General features: G+C 62.9%; 10 protein-coding genes and 1 tRNA gene. 8 read left to right on the top strand and 3 right to left on the bottom strand.

The features are described 5' to 3' along the window. Positions 1–8: 8 nt before the first annotated feature. The 3 genes from B5T_RS16680 to B5T_RS16670 form a co-directional block, all read right to left on the bottom strand. Positions 9–2447, bottom strand: coding sequence for a membrane-bound PQQ-dependent dehydrogenase, glucose/quinate/shikimate family (locus B5T_RS16680; protein WP_014995703.1), 2439 nt, complete (start codon positions 2445–2447; stop codon positions 9–11). A gap of 163 nt (positions 2448–2610) precedes the next feature. Continuing rightward, positions 2611–4413, bottom strand: a complete 1803-nt coding sequence (locus B5T_RS16675; RefSeq protein WP_014995702.1) for a beta-ketoacyl synthase — start codon at positions 4411–4413, stop codon at positions 2611–2613. Between the two features lie 265 nt (positions 4414–4678). Then, the gene (locus B5T_RS16670; protein WP_014995701.1) at positions 4679–5860 is read right to left on the bottom strand and encodes an acetyl-CoA C-acyltransferase; all 1182 of its coding nucleotides are present in this window, start codon (positions 5858–5860) and stop codon (positions 4679–4681) included. A 292-nt stretch (positions 5861–6152) separates the two neighbouring features. Between B5T_RS16670 and B5T_RS16665 the strand changes: the two genes are divergently transcribed. The 8 genes from B5T_RS16665 to B5T_RS16630 all read left to right on the top strand — a co-directional run bounded on the left by B5T_RS16665 (position 6153) and on the right by B5T_RS16630 (position 16724). Beyond that, positions 6153–6740, top strand: coding sequence for a superoxide dismutase (locus tag B5T_RS16665; RefSeq protein WP_014995700.1), 588 nt, complete (start codon positions 6153–6155; stop codon positions 6738–6740). Between the two features lie 232 nt (positions 6741–6972). Further along, on the top strand, positions 6973–7851 hold the full coding sequence (locus B5T_RS16660) for a hypothetical protein (RefSeq protein ID WP_014995699.1): 879 nt from the start codon (positions 6973–6975) through the stop codon (positions 7849–7851). Between the two features lie 63 nt (positions 7852–7914). Then, a tRNA-Leu gene (locus B5T_RS16655) sits at positions 7915–7999 on the top strand. Positions 8000–8216: 217 nt separating this feature from the next. Further along, entirely contained in the window at positions 8217–8813 is a 597-nt protein-coding gene (locus B5T_RS16650) for an RNA polymerase sigma factor (RefSeq protein ID WP_081586910.1), read from the top strand. A 117-nt stretch (positions 8814–8930) separates the two neighbouring features. Beyond that, positions 8931–9875 carry a FecR family protein gene (locus tag B5T_RS16645; RefSeq protein ID WP_041717091.1) on the top strand — a complete coding sequence of 315 codons (945 nt, stop codon included), beginning with the start codon at positions 8931–8933 and terminating at the stop codon, positions 9873–9875. A gap of 280 nt (positions 9876–10155) precedes the next feature. After that, positions 10156–12633: a TonB-dependent hemoglobin/transferrin/lactoferrin family receptor gene (locus B5T_RS16640; protein ID WP_014995696.1), complete on the top strand. Its 2478-nt coding sequence runs from the start codon at positions 10156–10158 to the stop codon at positions 12631–12633. Between the two features lie 25 nt (positions 12634–12658). Continuing rightward, a complete protein-coding gene (locus B5T_RS16635; RefSeq protein ID WP_014995695.1) occupies positions 12659–14467 on the top strand; it encodes a hypothetical protein in 1809 nt (602 codons plus the stop codon). A gap of 67 nt (positions 14468–14534) precedes the next feature. Next, entirely contained in the window at positions 14535–16724 is a 2190-nt protein-coding gene (locus B5T_RS16630) for a choice-of-anchor tandem repeat GloVer-containing protein (protein WP_148279289.1), read from the top strand. The last annotated feature ends 59 nt before the right edge of the window (positions 16725–16783 follow it).

Here is a 16783-nt window from a genome sequence, read left to right as displayed (position 1 = left end):
ACCCGGGGTCAGTCGGATTCCGGCAGGGCGTAGGTGACGACGTAGTCGCCACTCGGTGTTTCCATGAAATGGTGCCCGGTGGCGACGATCATCAGGTACTGCCGTCCGTCCGCTTCGTACACCAAAGGCGTGGCCTGGCCACCGGCGGGCAGGGCATCCTGCCAGATGGTTTCACCGGTGGTGATGTCGATGGCACGGATCAGATCGTCGGTGGCGGCGGCAATGAAGATCAGACCGCCGGCGGTGACCACCGGGCCCCCGTTGTTGGGCGTACCGATGGTGAATGACAGACCGCTGCGAATGCCCCAGGGCCCGTTGGCGCGGGCGGTACCGAACGGGCGGTCCCAGAGGGTTTCGCCGGTGCTCACGTCGATGGCGCGGATACCGCCGTAGGGCGGCTGTTTGCACAACAGCCCGGTCCAGGGCACCCGCCAGCCGGCGTTGACGTCAATGGCGTAGGGCGTGCCCGCTTGTGGGTCGCCGGCGCCCTCGGCACCACCATGATCCCCGGCGTCTCCCTCGCCGCGTGGCAGCCAGCCGTATTTATTGGCCAGCTCCCGTGGCACCAGTCGATTGTAGTTGGGGGTGATGTTGTAGTTGGCGATCATCACGCCGCGGGACGGGTCCAGCGCCACGCTGCCCCAGTCGGAGCCGCCGTTGTAGCCGGTGAACTCGATCCACGGCCGGTCCGCGTTGGGCGGTGTGTACATGCCCCGGTAATCGGCTTTGTGGAACTGCACCCGGCAATACATCTGATCGAATGGCGTCATGCCCCACATGTCATGCACGGTGAGGTCGGGCTGTTTCAGGCTGTGCCAGGTGGAGAAGGGTTGGGTCTCGCTGCGTTGCTCCGGTTCGGCGCCGCCCTGGGGCACCGGTCTTTCCTCGATGCCGGTGAGCGCTTCGCCGGTGCGCCGGTCGAACACATAGAACTCGCCTTGCTTGGTCGGCAGCAGAATCGCTGGCACCGGTCCCTTGCTGGTGGGGAAGTCCAACAACGACGGTTGCGAACCCAGGTCGTAATCCCAGACGTCCTTGTGCGCGACCTGGAAGTGCCAGACCGGTTTGCCGGTGCTGGCATCCAGCGCCACCAGCGACGCCGCCCATTTGTTTTCCGCTTCGCTGCGCGGTGTGCTCCAGTAATCGGCGGCGGAGTTGGCCATCGGCAGGTACACCATACCCAGAGCGTTGTCGCCTACCGCGGTGGTCCACATATTTGGCGAGCCACGGGTGTAGATCCGGTCGCCGCTGAGGGGCTCGCTATGCTCTGGCCGGCCGGCGTCCCAGGCCCATTTCAATTCGCCGGTGAGGGCGTCGAACCCCTTGATCACGCCGGACGGCGCATCCCGTTTCTGGCCATCCAGTACCTGGTGCCCGGTGATCACCACATCCCGTACGATCACCGGTGCCGAATTGATCGAGACATAGCCGGGCGGGGTGTCGCCCATGTTTTTCTTGATATCCACCTGGCCGCCGTCGCCGAAGTCCTGACAGGGTTCGCCGGTGGCGGCGTCCACGGCGACGATGCGACCGTCCAGGGTGCCGGAAAAAATACGGCGGGCGCAGGCCGGGCCGTTGCCGTCTCCGCTGCTGCCAGGCAGTGTCGCCAGACGCTCTTCCGGTACCTGATAGTAGGTCACCCCGCGGCAGGCGGCGGTATAGGGAATGGCGTCCTCGGATACTTCGGGGTCATAGCGCCAGTTTTCCCCGCCATCGGCGGCGTTCAGCGAAATAATGATGTTGCGGGAGGTACACAGAAACACGTCGTCGCCAACTTTGAGCGGCGTGGTCTCCGCGCCCCAGCGGCGGTCCAGCAGATCGCCGGTACGGTAGACCCAGGTCCTTTCCAGGCTGGCGACGTTGTCGGTGGTGATCTGATCCAGCGATGAGTAGCGTTGCGCGCTATGGCCACCGCCGTAGGCGGGCCAGTCGCCGGGGTGCGGGTTGTCCGCCGGTTGCGCGTCACCCACCGTGGTGGCCAGTTGGGCGCTGTCCGGTCCGGGGACCGGGTTGGGATTGGCCGCGCCGAACGGTAGGAACGCCAGCCCGAGGCCGACCACCATCAGCACCACCAGCGCCCCCGCGACAGAATAAGAGGCACCAGGGGCAAAGCCGTTACGCAATCTGGGAGCGGCCAGCGCCACCGCCACACCGAGCCCGATCACCACGTCCATGCGCGGAATCCAGCCCCAGTAGTTGCCGCCGGCTTCCCACAGCGTCCACAGCAGGGTGCCAATAAACACCAGAACGTAAATGCCGACGCCGGCCCGGCGCCCGGTGATCAGCAACAAACCGGAAACGATCATGGCGAGGCCGGCCAGCAGGTAATACCAGGTGCCACCCACCGACACCAGCCAACCGCCCTCGATGGCGAAGGCAACACCGAACAGGGCAACGACGGCGCCGATCAGGAAGAGCAGGACATCGCGGGAACGTGAGGCGGCCATGGAGAACTCCTTCTCTGCTTATTGTGAGGGAACATCCGTGCACCCCACGGTAACGCAGCGAAGCAGGCCCTCGCCCATTTTGCCGGCCGGGTTCCGCAGATTTTACCAAACTTTAGAATTGCGCCCGCCGGCGGGTCCGGCGGGCGGGAGCGATCTGCTGTCTTTAGCGGTAGTCGTCGAAGCCCGGATCGTCGCGGAAGGTCAGCGCCTGATCCCAGCCGGGCAGGCGAATGGACTGGTCGGTGATGCTCAGGTCATCGCCACTGAGGACGCCGTCGTTGAAGTAGTAATCCGGCGCGGTTTCGCCGGCCAGGGCCCGTCGTTCGTAGTCGGCGGCGGCTTCGCGGGTGTCGGCCACCCGGTCCTGCCAGCTGTCCAGCGTGCTCTGGCCATGACGGCGGCGCAGCAGGTCCAGGGTGACGTCCGGGGACAGCATCACGGCGGTGGCGTTGTTGCCGCCGAACCCTTTCGAGTTGAGCAACGCCGCCGAGGGCCGCAACTCCCGGTGCTCGCGGGAGAACGACAGATGGCTGTCGTGCAGATCGGCGGCGAAATGATCCACCGTGGCGATCCCCGGCAGTAATCCATCCTGGAAAGTCCCCGCCGCGGAAGCCAGTTGATCACCGCCAGCGCTGCCCAGGGAATGGCCCACATAGGCTTTGATCGCGGCCACCGGCCAGTCGCGGATATCGAAGGCCTTGGCCACTTCGTTGAGGACGTGGGATTCGGTGACCCGGTTCTGCGGCGTGCCGGTGCCATGGGCGTGCACCACACTGTTGTTGCGCAGGGCATCCTCGCCCAACAACTGGCGCACCAGGGAGGCGGCACGACCCAGCGTCAGATAGTTGCCAATGCCAGGAGAGGAAATGGACTTCTTGGCGCCATCGGCATGGACGAAGACATCCGGTACCGCCCCCAGAATGTCCGCGCCCAGCTCCAGCGCCAGGCTGTCGTCCATCACCACCGCGAACTGGGCGGACTCCGCCATGGTGAAACCGCAGTTGTCCGAGAACGGCCGGCAGGCACGGCGCAGGTCAGCCTGTTTGGCGCCGTCCAGGGCCGCCAGGGCTTCATCCTCGGCCAGGGCGCCCATGGCACGGTAGCCTTCCAGCACTTCCGGCACCAGTGGGGCTTCGCTGGTGCCCACCACCACCAGCCGGGCGCGGCCGTTGCGGATCGCGTGCACGGCTCTTTCCAGGTTGTAGAGGAAAGTGGCACAGGCGCCGAGCATGCCACCGGTACCACCGGGGCTGCGCAGCACATAGGCGTTGATGAAATCGGCGGTCATCTCGCCGAGGCCCAGCGGACATTGTTTGGAGGTGGTGCGCTGGCCCAGCGACGGGGCGCGCATCATGCCGCCCAGACCGTGGTCGTCCAGTTGCGCCATGGCATTGGAGGCGAACACCGCGACCTCGTCCGGTGCCAGCCGGCCACGTAACTGATCCCAGGGAATACCGAGCATGCCAAAGGCGTCACTGACACCGTAAATGGCCATCTGCAGGGCGCGGGGATGGTTGCGTGAAGCGTACAGAGTGGCGGGGTCGAAACCGCTGGGTAACTGGCCGGCGGCGCTGACCCGCCGGGCGATGGCCGCCGGTGCGCGCAGTTCGGCCCCGGCGGGCACGGTGACCCGGCTGCGATGCCGGTTCAGCTCGGTGGCCTGCCAGCCTTCCGGCAAGGGATGGGGCAGATCCAGATTGCGCATCTCCAGAGTCACCGGCGTGTCGCTGTGGCCGTTGCTCGCCATGGTGATGCGCACCGCTTCCGGCAATTCGCGGATCAAGGTGGCGTTCAGCAGTTGCTGGCGGTCGCTCAGGCCGGTGAGCGCGGACAGGCTGTCCAGAGTCTGTTGTTGTCGTTGGGCATCCAGCGCTTCGAACACCATGCGGCGAAAGCCGTGGTGCATGGAGGTGCGGCCGGCGGCGTTGATGCCGCCCACGGCGGTAATGACGGGCAGGGCGGACATGATACTCCCTAGAATGATGACTAATCGGTCAATTCTAGGCCCCAGGATAGCGTTTGCGTATCAATGCCGCCGCCGGAGTTGCAACGGGATATTACCGCTGGCATGTCTGCACGCTGATCACTTTCCCATCGAGGGCGTTACGAAGCCGCTGTGGGAGCTTGCCTGCAAGCGAATCTTTTGGGGTCGGTACATAATTCGCTTGCAGGCAAGCTCCTACAGTGGCTCCGTGGCCCGGTCTGTGGGGAGCTGCCTGACGCAGCGTTTTTTACAGCAGTTCGACGGCCACCGCGGTGGCTTCGCCGCCGCCGATACACAGGCTGGCCACGCCGCGTTTGCCGCCGGTGCGTTTGAGTGCATGAATCAGCGTCAGGATGATGCGCGAGCCGGTGGAACCGATGGGGTGGCCCAGGGCGCAGGCGCCGCCGTGGATGTTCAGTTTGTCGTGGGGGATGCCCAGATCGATCATCGGCAGCATCGCCACCATGGCGAAGGCTTCGTTGATCTCGAACAGATCCACGTCCGCCACGCTCCAGCCCACTTTCTTCAGCAGTTTCTCGGTGGCGCCGATGGGGGCCACGGTGAACTCGCTGGGGTGACGGCTGTTGGTGGCATGGCCGAGAATGCGTGCCACGGGCCGCAGACCCCTTTCGGCGGCCACCGATTCCCGTGCCAGCACCAGCGCGGACGCGCCGTCGGAAATGGAACTGGCGTTGGCGGCGGTGACGGTGCCGTCCTTCTTGAACGCCGGTTTCAGATTCGGAATCTTGTCGATATTGGCGTTGCCCGGCTGCTCGTCGGTATCCACCACGGTTTCGCCCTTACGGGTGGTCACGGTCACCGGAACGATCTCATCCTTGAACCAGCCCTGCTCGATGGCGGTCTGGGCGCGTTTCAGCGATTCGATGGCGAAAGCGTCCATCTGCTCGCGGGTGATGCCACGCTGGTCCGCCACTTCCTGGGCGAAGGAGCCCATCAGACGGCCGGTCTCCGCGTCTTCCAGACCATCCAGGAACATATGGTCATGGACCTGACCATGGCCCATGCGCAGGCCGGCGCGGGCCTTGTCCAGCACATAGGGGGCGTTGGTCATGGATTCCATGCCGCCGGTGACGACGATGTCATGGCTGCCCGCCTTGATCATGTCGTGGCCGAACATGGTGGCGCGCATGCCGGAGCCGCACAGTTTGTTGACGGTGGTGGCGCCGGTGCTGTCCGGCAGACCGGCCTGGCGCATGGCCTGGCGCGCCGGGCCTTGCTTGAGACCGGCCGGCAGCACGCAGCCCATCACCACGTCCTCGATGTCGGAGGCCTTGAGGCCGGCGCGGGCCACCGCCTCGCGGATGGCGGTGGCGCCCAGAGTGGGCGCGGTCACCGGCGCCAGGCTGCCTTGGAAGCCGCCCATGGGAGTACGGGCGCCGTTAACGATGACAACGGAGTCTTGGGACATGATTTTTCCTCGATCATGGTGGCCGTCCACCACTCCATGGCGGTCAGCCAAGATGTAAAAACCGCCATTATTGTACTTGAGATGGGCCGGATCGTCCCCAAGTGTCAGAGACACCGACGCGGATGACACAGCCGCAGCCAATCGACACGATAGTGCCGGTCTATGTGGTTCCCCGAAAAGCCGCTTGCTATGATGCTCCGGGCCACGGGTGGGAGCGCAACTTCCGCCTGCGGGTGGCTGCGATCATCCGCTTCAATGGCAACACGTCAGATAACAGTCAGGGGAAATGACTATGGCTTTTGAACTTCCGCCGCTTCCGTACGAGAAGAACGCCCTGGAACCGCACATCTCCCAGGAAACCCTCGAATACCATCACGGCAAGCACCACAATGCCTACGTCACCAAGCTCAACGAGTTGACCAAAGGCACGGACGACGAGAACAAGTCCCTGGAGGAGATCATCCAGTCCGCCAAAGGGGGATTGTTCAACCAGGCGGCGCAGGTATGGAACCATACCTTCTATTGGAACAGCCTGAGCCCCAACGGCGGTGGCGCCCCCACCGGTGATCTGGCCGATGCGATCAACAAAGCCTTTGGTTCCTTCGACAAGTTCAAGGAAGAGTTCAACGCCAAAGCGGTTGGCAACTTTGGCTCCGGTTGGACCTGGCTGGTGAAAAACAGCGACGGCAGCCTGGAAATCGTCAACACCGATGACGCCGACACCCCGATCGCCCACGGCAAGGGCCAGACCCCGCTGCTGACCGTGGACGTGTGGGAGCACGCTTACTACATCGATTACCGCAATGCCCGTCCCAAGTATCTGGAAACCGTCTGGAACCTGATCAACTGGGACTTCGCCGCGAAAAACTTCGCCGGCTGATCCAGCCCAGCCTGCCGGCGGCGCCGTAACGCGCCGCTCCAGGCTCACCGCGCCGCCAGACGAGGCCTTCGGCCACGTTGTGGTGGCGGCGGTATCTCCTCTCCCCACCGGCCGTGACGCGATGCCGGACAAGATTCCCCCGACACGGTAATATGGATGCCTTGAACGGCGGCCGTTTCCGCCTGTCTGACAGATTCCCGTTCACTTTATTGTTACCACTTCAGGATGCCCTATGACCCAAGAGCGTGACGTCAAGCTGGGTGATATCGACGATCTTTCCCTGGATGATCCGCCCCATTCCAGCAACCAACGGCCGCCGGCCAGGGAGCCGGCCCGTCGTAGCGGCGGCGGGGGAGGGGGCGGCGGCCGACGCGAGCCACCGGCGCGCGCCAACGGCGGTGGTGGCAGCGGCGGCTGGATCGCCGCCACTCTGGTACTGGCGGTACTGCTGGCGGTGGTCGCGGGCTACTTCTATACCGAAATCGCCCGACTGCAAGCGCAGATGGAAACGCGTATCAGCGAGTCGTCCGAGCAACTCGGCAATCTGCAATCCAAGCTGTCCGAGACCGGCGAATCCGCCATCGAGTCCTACGGCAAACTGCAGGCCAACGTCGGTGATCTGAACAAGATGGTGAAGGAGCACGGTTCCGAAATCCGCAAACTGTGGGACCTGAGCAACAAGGGCAATAAGGATGCCATTGCCGCCAATGACGCCGCGATTAAGAAACAGGCCCAGAGTGTCCAGTCCACCCAGGCCAGCCTGGCGGAACTGAAGAAAACCGTGGCCGGTTACGATGACGCCATCCGCAAGGCCGGCGGTCAGGCGGACGCGGTGCGCAAGCAACTGGATAGCGCGGTGAAATCGGTCAACGACAGCAACGCCCAACTGCGTACCCAGGTTGGCCAGTTGCAAACCCAGGTGGATGTACTGGTGGATTCACTGAAACAACTGGAACAGCAGAGCAAGAACCAGCAAACCGCCATCAGCCGCCTGCAGACCCGCACCAGCGGTCAAAGCGACCAGCGCCTCAAGGAAATCGAGGCCGCCATCCAGGCTTTCGACGCCTACCGCATCCAGGTCAACAACCGCCTGGATCAATTGGAGCGCTGATCGCTTATCGGCCCATACAGCCGGCTGGCTTTTGCCCGGCCGGCTGCTACAATGTGCCCGCCCGCGCCAGTGGTGGAATTGGTAGACACGCCAGATTTAGGTTCTGGTGCCGAGAGGTGTGGGGGTTCAAGTCCCTCCTGGCGCACCACTATCCCCTTGATTTTCCCCGCCCTTCTTCTTTTCGGTCGACCGAGTGTCGAAACGGACTTCCCGCCCCTGACGGCGTACAGCCCCGCTGTATGTCGATGGACGCTCAGTATCGTAGTGTTACCCCAATATAAGTATTCATTGCATCGAGGTGATGGAGACGGTTGGGAAAACCGGTGCTGACTCGTCTATGACTAGCCCATTGTCCCGAGGTTGGTGTGGTTCGTGGCGGTGAGGGTTTACGGCTCTCGGAGCTGGACGCACAAATTGAGAATAAATATCATTATCGGATCTGGAACGCGGATTGGGGACGGATAGTGAGGCAAGTCGCGCTGTTGGAAGCATACCAGCAACACAGGGAGGACTTGTTGGGGTATTTGACCCGCCGTTTGCAGTGCCGTTTCACAGCGGCGGACCTGCTCCAGGATTTGTACTTGCGCTTGGTCCAGGCAGAAGGGCAGGGACCGGTCCTCAATATGAGGGCCTATCTTTATCGAATGGCGGCCAATCTCGCCACCGACCATATTCGGGTGGAAAGCCGCCGCCGTGAGATTCTGGAACAGAATCATCAGCCCGAGGACCTTTTCGAGACCCGCGGACCCGAGCGTAATTGTATGGCCGACGAGACCTTGCGGCGTCTCCAGGACGCGCTGCAGGATTTGCCGGAACGGAGCCGGCGAATTTTCTTTGCCAATAGGTTTGAAGGCAAAACCCAGCAGCAAATCGCGAAAGAGATGGGGGTTTCCACCACCACGGTGGAGAATCATATTCGTCGAGTGTTCGAGCATCTGGCGAGAATCCGGGATCGACGGTGAACGGTAGGCCGGAAATCGGATGAAAAAGTGGGGCAGGCCGGGCGCTGAGTCGTCCTATCGGATATGGGGCCGGACTGCCCGGTATGGCACCGGGCTTGCAAAGATCCTGGATGGTTAATGACTTCGACGGACAACGACACAAACGCCGAGACAATCGCGGAAACCGCTCGCCATTGGGTGATCCGGATCGCTTCGGGAACGATGGAGCAGGGCGAACGGGAGCGACTTGCGCGGTGGCTGGCCACGGATCCTCAACATCGTCAGGCCTTTGAGCACGAGCAACAATTTTGGCGCGACCTGGCTGCATTGGAGGCGGATCTATGTCCCGCGCCGGTGGTAACCGAGTCGCCGATTCGCCGCCGCTTCCTGCCCCTGGCGGCAGCGGCCAGTGTTGTGCTGGTGATGATGGTCCTGGCTTTTCGTCCGCAGGGCGATTTTCACACCGCTACCGGAGAGATACGCACCGTTGCTTTGGAAGATGGGTCCCGTCTGATTCTGGACACGGACTCCGCCGTGGATGTGCACTATGACTCCGGGCTGCGGCGTATCGAATTGCTCCGGGGGCGGGCCTGGTTTCAGGTGGAACCGAATAAGCGGCGACCGTTCGAAGTGCTGTCCCAAGGGGGGGCGGCTCAGGCGGTGGGCACGGCGTATCAGGTGGAAGACCGGGGACGGTCCGTGCGGGTGACGGTGACCCAAGGTGTGGTATCGGTGCGTTCGCCGGAGCGGGGCGGCGAGCATGCGGTAATGGTCCATGCCGGCCAGACGGTTGTCTATGACAGCGGACAACCGCCGTCCGGCGTGTCGGACGCGGACGTCACTGCTGCTCTGCTGTGGACCGAGGGCCGGCTGGAGCTGGATGATCTGCCACTGGATGATGTGCTGACGGCGATTCAACGCTACCACCCCGGCAAGATTCTGCTGTTGGACTCCGGCGTCGGCCGACGTCGTGTATCGGCAATGCTGTCCGTGGCCGAACTCGACAAAGGGCTCGACGCGCTGGCGGAAAGTCAGGGTTTGGCTCTGCGCCGTCTGACACCCTACCTGACCCTGCTTTACTGATTCGCCTCCCAAGGCCTGCTCCCTGCGGATTCGTGTGCGGACGTTTGCGTCCGCCGTGGGCGATGAACAGGGCATGGCTTCTCCAAGGGCGAAATGCAAAAACTTCTTGGGAATGAAACTCATTCGCTCGTCCTAGTGGTCAGTAGCGCGTTTGATCGCGTGGCATGGACAACAGGACGGAGTAAGCAGAGTGTCGGGCTCGAGGTTTTTCGCTTTCCCCCATCGCCGCCATAGCGCGGCGTGTTGGATTCTATCGGTCGTCCTGGCGGGGGGGGTTGCGATGGCGCACGCCGAAGACGAGAACAGCCAGGTCACGGCGGCACAAGCGCGGCTGACGTTCAATATTCCGGCCCAGAGCCTGGAATCGGCATTGAAGCTGTTCGCCCGGCAATCCGGCGGGCAGTTGATATACGGCGGTCTGGATCTGTCGCCGTATCAAGCGCCGACGGTGCGGGGCAGCATGACCTACGTCGAAGCGCTGTCCCGTCTGCTTTCCTCCTCCCGCATCGAGTTTCGTCTGCGCGACGGCAACGTGGCGGTGCTGCGCGAGCGCCCCGACCCGTCCGTTCAGGAGAGCCATACCCTGCAACAGGTGAACGTGGTGGGCACCTTCGAAGAAGAGCGGGAGCGGGTTTACCAGACACCGGGATCCGCCGGAGTTGTAACCCGGGAACAAATTGACCGGCTACCTCCGCGCAACACCTCCGACGTGGTGGAAAACGTGTCCGGCGTCTATACCTCGCAAAGCCGCCAGAACCCGGGCGTGTCGGTGAACGTGCGCGGCATGCAGGATTTCGGCCGTGTCACCGTGATGGTGGACGGCGCCCGTCAGAACTTCCAGAAAAGCGGCCACGGCTCCAATGGCCTGGTCTATGTGGACCCGGAGCTGCTCTCCGGCGTGGACGTGTTCAAGGGGCCGGTGTCCACCGTCGGCGGCGCCGGCAGCATCGCCGGCACGGTCAACTTCAAGACTCTGGACGCGGACGATCTGCTGGAGGAGGGCGAGCGTGCCGGCGGGCGGCTGAATCTGAACAGCGGCGATAACGGCTACCACTTCGCCGGCAGTCTGGCCGCTGCGTTCCGGCCCACCGACAACTTCGACATGACCGCCGCCATCAGCCGCAAGAATCTGGGTGACTATGAGCGCGGTGCCCGTGGCATTCCTGATGACTCCCCCGATTATATGCACGGCGTCAGCCAGTTCACCGGCCAGGAACAATGGTCCGGCCTGTTCAAGACCCGCTGGCGTTTCGCGCCGGATCAGTCCCTGGAATTCAGCTATGTGGGCATGCGCGCCGACTACAGCGAGAGTTACCAGGACACCAGCCTGCAAGACAACCAGCGTGGTGACAATGAGGCACGCACCGACACTCTCACTGCCCATTACCACCAGGGTGGCGGCGAGAATCTGCTGCTCAATCTCAACGCGAGCCTGTACTACACCCTGACGCGCGTCAATGAGAAGCGCTGGGGGTCCAACTATTACGACGATTTCGCCGTCGAGTACGAGACCAACACCGTTGGCGGTACCTTGACGAACCGCTCGGTGTTCCCGTTCAAGCGCTTCGATCTGGCCTTGGACTATGGCACCGAGTTTTATTACGACTGGACCGATCCCCAGGCCCAGTCGCAGTCCGACGATTCGCAAAGTTCCTCGGAGTGGTTCACCGGCGCCACGCCGGAAGGCGAGCGTTGGGTCTCCAGTGTGTTCACGGAAGCCACCTTCCAGCATGACGACTGGCTCAAACTGATCGCCGGCCTGCGCTACGACTGGTACCAGATCAAAGGTGACGGACGCATCTTCAACGGTCTGATCCCCAACCCGGAAGGCGTGCGTCCCCCCTATACCCGCATGTACACCAACTTCGACGTGGAGCGCCACGCCGGCGCCTTCGCGCCCAAGCTGACTCTGTCCCTGTCACCGTATCGCTGGCTGGAGATCTACGCTTCCTACGGCGAGGGGCTGCGCCCACCGGCGATCACCGAATCGCTGCTGTCCGGCGCCCATGTGGGCAACATGTTCTTCTACTACCCGAACCCGGGCCTGGAGGAGGAACGCTCCCGCAACTGGGAAATCGGCACCAATCTGAAATGGGACGGCCTGTTGGCGAGGGGGGACACACTGCGCACCAAGATCGCCTGGTTCGATTCCACCGTGGAAAACTACATGGTGCAGGGCGCCATCATGACCCCGGTGGACGAAAAGCAGCCCAACGGTTTCAGCGGCTTTGCCTTCGTCAATCTGGACGACGACGTGCGCTTTCGTGGCCTGGAGCTGGAAACCGATTACGACGCCGGCTGGGTGTTCGGTGGCGTCTCCTACACCCGCATGTTGATCGACATGGGCAAGGGCGGTTACGACCCCTTTCCCCTGGGCAGTATTTACGGCTACCCGGACACCGTGTTCGGCGACCCGAACGGCTACAACGGCGGCTATGTCTGGTACGTGTTGCCGCCCCGGCATCGCGTGCTGGCCAACCTGGGCGTGCGGCTGTTCAACCGCAAGCTGACCCTGGGCACCCAATTCCGTTATGAACGGCCCACCGACGCCCAGAGCGACGCCGGCTGGGTCTCCGACAGCGCCATTGATTCCTGGCGCACCTGGGATCTGTGGGCCCGCTACGACCTTACCGACAACGCCACCCTGCGGCTGTCGGTGAACAACTTGCGCGACACCTACTACACCGAGATGAACGGCGGCAGCTACCAAGTGGGTACTGGCCGCACCGTCATTGGCGGCATTTCCATTCGATTCTGAACCGATTCAGCAAGAGGGCGGAACCATGAAAGCAAGATGGCAAGCAACGGCGGTACTGGTACTGTGCGGCACCGTGTCCCTGACCCACGCCGCCGAGGGCGATTTCACCCCGCAAGTGATCGTCGATTTCACCGGCGCCAGCGGTGAATTCCGTGGTATGCGCCCGGAAGCACCACCGCTGCTGGCGGACGATGGCCGGCTTTATGGCGTGACCTTCGACAGCGGTGAGCCCGGTGCCGGTGACTATTTCGTCATTACCCAGGGCGTTTATTACAGCCTGGATCCCGATGCCCAGACACCGGATTACCAGTATCAGTTGCTGGGTTCGGACATCGGTTCTCCCTTGAGTACCGTGGTGGCTCGCAGCTCCGGCTCCCTGCTGGTGGGCAGTTCCCGTGCCGTGGATGTGGACGGCATTTCCTCCGACGGTCAGGCCGGTTGGAATGGCATTGGCGCGCTGGCGGAACTCAATGGTGAGCTTGCGCTGCAGGCGGAGCGTATCGTCGTGCCGGCCGGCTTCGAGGACGCCGACCCCGCCGATATGAAAGTGCGTGGGCAGATGACGGTGGACGGTGATGACAATGTCTACTTCTCCAGTGGCGGGCGCCTGTGGCGATTGAGCGCTGACAATACCCTGGATGTATTGACGGAACTGCAAAACGAACGTTTCGAGCGTGAAGGTCCTGGGAATACCGACTATTACGTCCTCGGCCGGGAAGTGGCCGCCCTGGTCTGGAGTGAAAGTGACCAGGCGCTGTACGGCGTGACCAGTGGCGGCAGCGCGGTGTCTGCCGGTGGCGATCCGGCCGAAGTTGACGCCGGTGATCCGTCGGGCACCCTGTTCCGTATCGGCGCTGATCAATTGTCAGGGGGCGACACCACCGATCCCACCTTGTTGTACACCTTCTCCTATTCGCTGCATGGCAACCCTTCGGTCAGCGATCAGGGATTCACCGGGCTGGTGGAGGACGGCGACTGGTTGTACGGCACTACGACTCAGTTGGCGTGGCGGATGAAAAAGGATGACCCGAACAGTTTCACGGTGATCCATCGGTTTGAAAACACCGACGGCACGGCCCCCAGGGGCGCGATGGTACGCGCCGCCGACGGCAATATTTACGGCACCACCGAATTCGATTTCAGCGACGGCGAGGGCAAAGGGCCGGGCACCCTGTATCGCATCGTGATGGGTCAGGCCGAGGACCGCGCCGATGACACCCTGGAGTTTCTGCATACTTTCGATGCGGCCACCGAGGGCAGCGCTCCCATGGGGCTGTCGGCCGGAGATATTCTGACCAAGGAGGATGGCGGTCAGGTACAGCGCCTGTTTGGTGTCACCCAGGGCGGCGCGACCAATGATGAAGGCGGTATCTTCAGCGTGGAAGTGCCGTTGGCGGCGCCGGCCATCACCACGTTCGCCGTGGACCCGGCGAACGTCACCGTGGGCGATGGCCAGGCTCCAGTATTGAGTTGGAGCACCACTGGTCTGGATGGTGACAACGTTTGCACCATCGACGCCGGAGATTCCGCCGACTACGCCGCCCTGACCGGCGAACCCCGTGCCGCCAGTGGCAGCCTGGAACTGGCCGAGCCGGGTCAGTACGGCACCGTCACCTTCACCCTCGAATGCACCGCCGCCGATGGTGAAACCACGGTGGGGGACACCGCTGTATTAACCGTGGCTCAGAACGAGGGTGGTGAAGACGGCGGGGATGACGACAATTCCGGTGGCGGTTCCTCTGGCGGCGGTGGCGGCGGCAGTACCGGTACGCTGGTGCTGGGCCTGTTGGCGGCGGTGGGGCTGGCGCGCCGGCGTTATGTCCGCCGTGCCTGATCGTTCCCATGATTCCGCCATGGGCCGGGTTCACGCCCGGTCCCAGTTCGTTTTTCAGGAAAAGTTTATGAAAGTGCTCCGATTGTTGCCGGCCCTGGCTTCCGGTGTGTTGCTCGCCGCTCCCGTCGGTGCGGCGGAGGAGGTGACCTTCACCACCATCACTTCGCTGCATTACTTCGCCGACGCCACCGGTGAGGGCACCGAGGATCAACCCAAGGGGTGGCCGCCGGCGGAAACCCCGCTGGCCCCGCCGCTGTTCAGTATCACCGAGAACAGTCAGTACCTGCTGTTGCCGGTGGAGCGCGCGCGGGCCGATTCGTACGGCGCTCTGGCGCGCTCTCCGGTGGTGGCCTCCCACTATCAGGTGGAGTCACCGAAAACGGAGATGGGCATTGAGCCGGAAACGGTGACCGTGCAAAGGGTCGATGGCACCAGCTTCCAGGCCAGCGCGAATTACCGGCTATTGGGCAACTATGTCCAGCGTAACAATGGTGATGTGATTGGTGTTCTGGTGCCGCCGATGGGCCGCTTTCAGGAGGCCTCCCCTGCCAACCCCAACAGCGCGTCGTTCTCAACTGAACTGGTCACCAGCGGCGAAGTGCAAGGGGGCGCGCTGTACCGGTTGGACAGTGACGGCAACTACGCGGAGCTGCTGGAAGAGAGTATCGGGGTGCTGTACGCGCCGGTGGGATATCTGCTGCATGACTCCGATTCCGACGTGGTGTACGGCGTCGACGAAGGACCGGACGGCAATGGCCGGATTTTCCGTCTGTGGCCGGATAACCGAGTCGATATTCTTTATACCTTTGCCAATCAGACGGGCCGGGATCAACTACCCAACAGTCTGGTACTCGGTGGCGGCGGCCAGCTGTACGGCCTGCTGGGCTATGATCGTGGCATGCCCTTCAAACCCGGCACCCTGACCGATCCGGAGACCGAGGTGGGCGCGGTCTACCGGCTGGACCTGAATTCGCCTGAAGACGGCATCAAGATCCTGCACACTTTCACTTTGTCGGAAGGGGAAATCAACGTCATCAATCCCGGACGGCACCGCTGGCTGCACGGCAGCGGCTCCTATTTCAAGGCGGACGGCGCCGGTCATGAAAGTCATTCCACGGCCCCGGTCCTGTCCCATCTGGTGGAGGGTCCGGATGGCTGGCTCTACGGCGGCACCGCCGTTGGGCAGTGCGAAGTCTGGGTGGAAAACAGCTATTGGCAGGACGACCGCGCCATGTCGGCGCCCCTGTGTGGCTGGAATATCAGCATGACCAGCAGCCTGGGCTACTACGTGTTTCGCAAGGAAGGCTACGTCGCGCCGTACATCTATAACAGCAACGGCTATCCGAATTATCCGAATGGGGTCACCGAATGGCCCTACGGAATTCAGCATCCCTTCTACGATGGCCCGCGCCCCTACGGCGCCCTCTATCGGGTCAACAAGGACACCGGTGAATTCCAGTTGCTGCATGAGTTCGATTACGACGACGGCGCCTCGCCGCGCGGGCCCATGGCGTTGGGGCCTGATGGCAATATTTATGGCACCACCCTGACCGGTGGCACGCTGCGTGAATTCAAGAAAACCAACGGTCAGATCCATAAATCCCGCAACGGCACCCTGTATCGCATCGACCCCATCGCCATCCAGGTGGACGCCGACGGCAACGTCACCGCCGACGGCTTCGAGCTGCTGCGCGATTTTACCTATAACCAGGAAGGTAACACGCCGATCGGTGTGGTCAGGGGCAGCGACGATCGCCTTTACGGCGCCGCGCTGTACGGCGGCCAGGAATTCGTGCGCGGGGCCAGCAACACCACGGTACCTTACGACGACTACGGCACCCTGTTCGTGGTGGACACTTCCGGCACCGCCGCCAGCGGCTCCATTGTGCTCACGGCCACGCCGCCGGTGATCCAGTTGGGCGAAATCAGCGAACTGACCTGGACGGGCAGCGGTGTGGAAAATTGCCAGGCGAGTTCCTCCCTGGAGGCCTGGTCCGGATCGCTGACGCCGTCCGGCAGCATTGACGTTTCACCGGCGGCGGGCAACTACTACCTGTCCATCGCCTGCGAGGACCAGAGCACCGGCCGTGCCGTGTCCGACACCAGCGTGTTGCGCGTGGATATGGCGTCGGAAACCGAGGACGACAACAACGTCAGCTATGGCAACGGCGGAGGGGCCATCGGTTGGTGGTGGGTTGGTGCGGGAGGGTTGTTGTTCCGGTTCAGGACCTGGAAGACCATAAAAACAGTGAGATGAACGAGTACCCGACCCACCGAGTGGCAAGGCTCCGAAACTTGCCACTCCTCTCCCTTGCA

The organism is Alloalcanivorax dieselolei B5 (assembly GCF_000300005.1).
GTDB classification, from domain to species: Bacteria; Pseudomonadota; Gammaproteobacteria; order Pseudomonadales; family Alcanivoracaceae; genus Alloalcanivorax; species Alloalcanivorax dieselolei.
Note: the sequence above shows the minus strand (reverse complement) of the source record. Positions and strands in the feature narration are given on the sequence as shown.

Coding starts and splice junctions, on each gene's coding strand:
- B5T_RS16680 (WP_014995703.1), bottom strand. CDS start 2,447: ATGGCCGCCTCACGTTCCCGCGATGTCCTGCTCTTCCTGATCGGCGCC.
- B5T_RS16675 (WP_014995702.1), bottom strand. CDS start 4,413: ATGTCCGCCCTGCCCGTCATTACCGCCGTGGGCGGCATCAACGCCGCC.
- B5T_RS16670 (WP_014995701.1), bottom strand. CDS start 5,860: ATGTCCCAAGACTCCGTTGTCATCGTTAACGGCGCCCGTACTCCCATG.
- B5T_RS16665 (WP_014995700.1), top strand. CDS start 6,153: ATGGCTTTTGAACTTCCGCCGCTTCCGTACGAGAAGAACGCCCTGGAA.
- B5T_RS16660 (WP_014995699.1), top strand. CDS start 6,973: ATGACCCAAGAGCGTGACGTCAAGCTGGGTGATATCGACGATCTTTCC.
- B5T_RS16645 (WP_041717091.1), top strand. CDS start 8,931: ATGACTTCGACGGACAACGACACAAACGCCGAGACAATCGCGGAAACC.
- B5T_RS16640 (WP_014995696.1), top strand. CDS start 10,156: ATGGCGCACGCCGAAGACGAGAACAGCCAGGTCACGGCGGCACAAGCG.
- B5T_RS16635 (WP_014995695.1), top strand. CDS start 12,659: ATGAAAGCAAGATGGCAAGCAACGGCGGTACTGGTACTGTGCGGCACC.
- B5T_RS16630 (WP_148279289.1), top strand. CDS start 14,535: ATGAAAGTGCTCCGATTGTTGCCGGCCCTGGCTTCCGGTGTGTTGCTC.